Annotated in this window: 6 protein-coding genes; 1 reads left to right on the plus strand and 5 read right to left on the minus strand. The window is 70.9% G+C overall.

The features are described 5' to 3' along the window. Positions 1-27: 27 nt before the first annotated feature. The 5 genes from E0D90_RS23420 to E0D90_RS23440 all read right to left on the minus strand — a co-directional run bounded on the left by E0D90_RS23420 (position 28) and on the right by E0D90_RS23440 (position 3,977). Positions 28-1,476 carry a hypothetical protein gene (locus E0D90_RS23420; protein WP_130799979.1) on the minus strand — a complete coding sequence of 483 codons (1,449 nt, stop codon included), beginning with the start codon at positions 1,474-1,476 and terminating at the stop codon, positions 28-30. Then, positions 1,473-2,291, minus strand: a complete 819-nt coding sequence (locus tag E0D90_RS23425) for an HD domain-containing protein (protein WP_130799980.1) — start codon at positions 2,289-2,291, stop codon at positions 1,473-1,475. Before E0D90_RS23425 ends, E0D90_RS23420 begins: the two co-directional genes overlap by 4 nt. A gap of 35 nt (positions 2,292-2,326) precedes the next feature. Then, positions 2,327-2,905 (minus strand): hypothetical protein, encoded by a 579-nt coding sequence (locus E0D90_RS23430; protein WP_130799981.1) that lies wholly within the window; start codon positions 2,903-2,905, stop codon positions 2,327-2,329. A gap of 182 nt (positions 2,906-3,087) precedes the next feature. After that, on the minus strand, positions 3,088-3,387 hold the full coding sequence (locus E0D90_RS23435; protein ID WP_130799982.1) for a hypothetical protein: 300 nt from the start codon (positions 3,385-3,387) through the stop codon (positions 3,088-3,090). Between the two features lie 80 nt (positions 3,388-3,467). Next, positions 3,468-3,977: a nucleoside-diphosphate kinase gene (locus E0D90_RS23440; RefSeq protein WP_130799983.1), complete on the minus strand. Its 510-nt coding sequence runs from the start codon at positions 3,975-3,977 to the stop codon at positions 3,468-3,470. Between the two features lie 313 nt (positions 3,978-4,290). Here E0D90_RS23440 and E0D90_RS23445 point away from each other — a divergent pair, with 313 nt between their 5' ends. Further along, entirely contained in the window at positions 4,291-5,019 is a 729-nt protein-coding gene (locus E0D90_RS23445; RefSeq protein ID WP_130799984.1) for an NUDIX hydrolase, read from the plus strand. Positions 5,020-5,036: the final 17 nt, after the last annotated feature.

Genomic DNA, 5,036 nt, shown 5'->3' on the forward strand with positions numbered 1-5,036 from the left:
GGGCGGGGGAGGGCGGCGCCCGGTGGGTCAGTGCGCGTGGGCGACCGGTCCGGGCGGAGCGTCCGCCGGGGTGTCGCGGTTGCCGCGCATCAGGGTGTGCCGGAGGTCCACCAGGCGCGGCGAGATGGTGAGGTCCAGCTGGCTGACGGGACGCAGATGGCCCGTGCGGCTCGGTTCGGCGCGCCAGATCGTGTACTCCAGCCCGGGGTACGCCGGGTTGACGCCGACCTCACCCTTGGGGACGGTCCCGTTGAACGGCACGACGACATCGAGGTGGTTCCAGTAGTTCCACGCCTGGATCGCCTTGTTCTGGTCGAAGTAGACGTAGAAGTCGCGGTACCGCCCGAAGTTCCTCAGCTCCCGGTGGACGAGGTGCCCGACCAGCGGGCCGACCCGGGCCGCCAGGGTGTCGAACTCCCAGCGCGTGTGGTGCCACGGGGAGGGGACGAGGCCGGGAGTGAAGAGGCGGGCGGCGACGAGGTAGCTGACTCGGTCCACGAGGTGGGCGCGGGCGGCGGACGGTTCCAGAGTCGGGTCGACCCGGCCTAGGAGACCGTCGAGGTCGCGCGGCGCCGGCCGGAACCGGGAGAGGTCGAACCGTCCCCTCATGTCGGGGTGGGCGAGGACCAGCAGCTCCTTGTAGAGGCGGTTGTTCATCTCGCCCCGTGCCGCCAGCCGCCGGGTCACGTCGCTGGTCGAGTGCAGCATCAGGTACTCGGAGAGGGCTTCGAAGTAGAGGTAGCCCAGGACTGGCAGCCGGGGGATCGTCTCGTGCAGCACGCTCAGGAAGTGCTCGGGGGTGACAGCGGCGCCCTGGTACACGCGCGCCGTCGCCAGGGCGAGCAGCGCGGTGGCGTTCCGGGTCCTGGCCACGACCGTCTCGCGCAGCTCGTGCCGTTCGGCGCGTGACAGCAGGTACTTCAGGTGGTCGTAGAGCTCCAGGTGGATGGTGCCCAGCCGCAGGTAGTCGATGCCCGCCAGCCCGCGGTAGCCGTGATCGGGCACGGTCACCTCAATGATGAGCGGAGTGGCGGACTGCTCGGGCCGTCCGGCGCGCGCCGCGCTCTCGGGCGCCTCGCGGGTGAGGATGTGGTGGCCGAGGTTGTGCATCCGGAACTCGCCACCGCCCGCGTCGGTGAGGGGCGCGCAGTAGACGCTGCCGACCAGACAGCCGCCCGAGGGATAGAGCACGCCCTGGCCGTTGATCTCCTCCAACGCGTTTGTCACGTGCAGCAGATGGAGGGTGCGGTCCGAACGCAGCGCGGAGAACAGCGCGTTGTCGTGGAGCAGGGCACCGTTGGGTGCGGCGGCCAGGCGGGCGGACCAGTCGGCGCGAAGCGTGGCCAGGGGGTCGGCCTGCGGGAAGGGTATCGCCTGGGTGGGGTCGCCCTGGCCGCGTTGGCCGGGCAGGTGCGCGGTGTCGTAGAAGCGATGGGCGTCCGCCCACAGCCGGTAGCTGGCGCCGGGGCCGCTCATGGGATGGCCCCCAGCCGTGCCAGGGACTGCCGGACGGCGTCGGTGCTGGACACGCCCGAGAGCCACGCGGTCTCGGAGCCGACGACCAGGTCGAAGGCGACGCCGTGCAGCCACGCGGGCAGGGTTGTCCGGACGCGCGCAGGGTCGGGCCACCAGTCGAGCCGTGGCAGCCGGTAGCGGTCCAGCGCGTCCGCCGCCTTCAGCAGATCGACGACGGGGCCCGCTCGGAGGTGGTCGCGGGTGTCGGCGGGGGAGAAGTCCTGGTACGGGACGTCGTGGAGGCGCACGGCCGTCGCCGCCTCGGCGAAGTCGGGTGTCTCCTGGGGCTGTTCGGAGCCGAGTTGCCGGTTGGCGCGGAGTTGCCGGTGGTCGGTGCCGAGCCGGTCGTGGAGCTGTGCCGCGTTGGAGGTGAGCCAGTGGGCGGCGCGCCGTCCGTGGCCCCGGTCGTGCCCGTCGTGCAGGCGGCGGCAGTCGTGAACCGCGGCCGCCAGTACCAGTGTCGCCGTCCGGCGCGGGGTCAGTCCGGCCCGGTCGGCGAGGACGGCGGCCAGGGCGGCGGTGCGCAGGGCGTGCCGGACGCCGTGCAGTGAGTCCACGCACCGGCCCTCCGCGAACCAGCTGTCGCGGGGCGTGCAGCGCCGCAGCAGCCTCTGGTGGGCCGGGGGCAGGGCCGTGGCCCGGCCCGGTGGCAGCGGCGGTCGGTGGGCCGTGATCCATTGGATGCTGGCGGCGTCGGGGTACTGGTGCCGGGGCAGGCTTCCGCGGGCGGCGAGCGAGACGAGCGATTGCGATGGTGCCGATCGATTCCGTTCCATGAGAGGTTCTCCCCCTGGTGGGTGGGTGATCCCGGTCAGCCGGACGCGGTCTCCGCCGCGCGACGGTCTCGCTCTGCCTCTTCGAACGCGCGGGTGAAGGCGGCCAGTTCGGCTTCGCTCATCAGGCGGATGCCCAGGCTGGAGGCGACCGTCCCGATCTGCGCTGCGGCGTCCGACCGTGCGGCGGGCGAGGCCGCGTCGTCCGGGAGCAGCAGTTCGAACTCCGCGTGGTACCCCCACGCCTGGCTCCATTTCACCGCGATCTCGACACCCCGGAACCGAAAGTTCCGGCGCCGGGTGAATGCCTCGTGCCTGCGTTCGGCGAAACCGATGGCGTCGAGGATTTCCACCGCGCGCCCGATGTCCTCGCGGGCGATCGGAATCTCCTGTTCCGGGAAGGCGGGACCGTCGCCGATGCGTCCGGATTTCCAGGTGATCTTCGCCGAGCCGGCCGTGAGGTTGTCCGTCACTTTGAGCAGGCCCGCGTCGAGAACATAGAAAATGATCGTCTTGTTGTCGTGTCCCAGGTCCTCCCCGATTTCCTCCAAACGGGTGATTAGCTCCTCGTGCTGTGCCTCGTCGAAGCGGGCGCGCATCTCGATCTCCACCGGCATCGGCGGCCTCCTCGCATTTCGGGCATGGGGGTGCCTACCGGATCGGCTGAGCGATAATCACCCGATCCGGTGGGGCTGCTGGGCTTGCTGTGAACAGTTGTTGTGCGGTATCGGAAATGCGCTTTACGCGACGGTGGTCGGGAACTGAGTCTTCCCGGCGGCCGGCTGGCCGACGGCCGGAGTCAGTCGAAGGCGCCGAAACGCTCGCGGAGGACACCGTCGTGCAGGCAGCCGGGGAGCGGCACGCCCCCGACGGAGACCCGGCGGGTCGCGACCTGTTCCAGGTGGTCGGAGGAGAACCCGTCGAGCAGCCGCCGGCACTGCCGCACCCAGTCCCTGGCCGTCGCCCAGTCGCCGCTGTCCCGGTGCAGCACGGCCAGGGCGTAGCAGCTCTCGGCGGCGGCCCAGCGGTCGGTGGACAGCTCCCGCTGGTAGGCGGCTTCCAGCTCCTCGGCGGAGGCGGTGCGGGCGCGCATGGTCATGGTCGCTTCTCTCGTGTGGTGGTGGTGCGTGGGTCGGGTCGGGCGCGCGGCCGGGCGGTGGCCCGGAGAGGCGCGGCCCGTCAGTAGGTGAACGCCTCGGCGAGGGTGCGGTACCGGTGCAGCTCGGCCGGTTCGAACCACAGCTCCACCTCCTGTGCCGCCTCCTCCCGGTTGCCGGAGGCGTGCACGAGATTGGCGACGGCCTTGCCGCTCTCCTTGCTGCCCGCCGCGCTGTAGTGCGAGAAGTCCCCGCGCACCGTGCCCGCGGGTGCCTCGTTGGGGTAGGTGCTGCCCACGATCTTCCGGACGGTCGCGACGGCGTCGAAGCCCTCCAGTACGAACGCGATCACCGGCCCCCGCTGCATGAAGGTCGCGGCGACGTCGTAGACCTCACGTCCGAGCCGCTCTTCGAGGTCGGCATAGTGGCGCCGCGTGAAATCCGCGTCCATCTCGCGCATCTTCACGCCCACGATCTTGAGAGCCGCCTCCTCGAACCGCGTGATGATCCTTCCGGCCAAGCCGCGTACCACCGCGTCCGGTTTCAGCAGGACGAGCGTGCGTTCCACCACGGATTCCCGCGCCTCGGTCATGGTCTTCCTCTCGCTTGGGGCCCGGCGTCGGCGGTGTTGTCTCCTGTGACGCCGGATCAGTTCGGGAGAACCGAGATTACCCGCAGGATCGACGGGTTCGGCTCTCTCGCGCGGCCGGGCGGATACGGAGACCGTTGACGGGGCATCACGACAGGGTGCCGCCGGGTCCGGTGCGACCGTGCCGTGGTTCCAGTGAACACCGGCCGACGTCACCGCACCATGAATTCCGGCTGCGGATAGCAGGACGGTTCAGTGCGGTTCGTGCAATTGCCAGTGACGACGTGCGATACGGCGAATTCGGTGGGAGGAACCGGTGGATGTCGTGGAACGGTGGAACGGGCACCTCGCCTGCGCGCTCCAGCACGCACTTCGCCTGTCCAACGAGGCGTTCGCCGAACAACTCGGCGTCGCCCCGCGCACCGTCGCGAGCTGGCACGCCGACGCCCGGATCGTGCCCCGGGTCGATGTGCAGCGGCTGCTCGACAACGCCCACGAGGCCGCCACGGACGTGGCGCGGCGCCGCTTCGCCCACGCCATTGCCGCCGGTCTCGGACCGGCCCCGCCGTACGGCGCCGGGCACGGACCCCCGGCCCGGGGGACGCCCGCGAACCCCGGCGGTGCGCCCGACGCCGGTCTCGCCCACCCGTTGCGGGTCGCTATCGCGGTCGTGACCCGGGGTGACGAGGTGCTGCTCGTCCACCGGCGGGACGGCGACGCCGAGGGCCTCACCTGGCAGTTCCCGGCCGGAGTGATCAAGCCCGGTGCCAAGCCGCAGAACGCCACCGTCCGGGAGACGCTGGAGGAGACCGGAGTGCACTGCACCGTGCGGCGGGCCCTCGGGAGCCGCCTGCACCCTCTGAACAAGGTCGGCTGCGTCTACTTCCTCTGTGACTACCTGGCGGGTGAGGCGGTCAACCGCGACACCGTCGAGAACCTCGATGTCGCCTGGGTTCCACGGAGTTCGCTGACGCGGTTCATCCCCATCGACCTGATCTACCCGCCGATTCTGGCCGCACTGGAGGACCTGGAGGACGACGCATGACCCAGCCCGCTCCGGAC

Source organism: Streptomyces otsuchiensis (assembly GCF_004305975.1).
GTDB lineage: Bacteria > Actinomycetota > Actinomycetes > Streptomycetales > Streptomycetaceae > Streptomyces > Streptomyces otsuchiensis.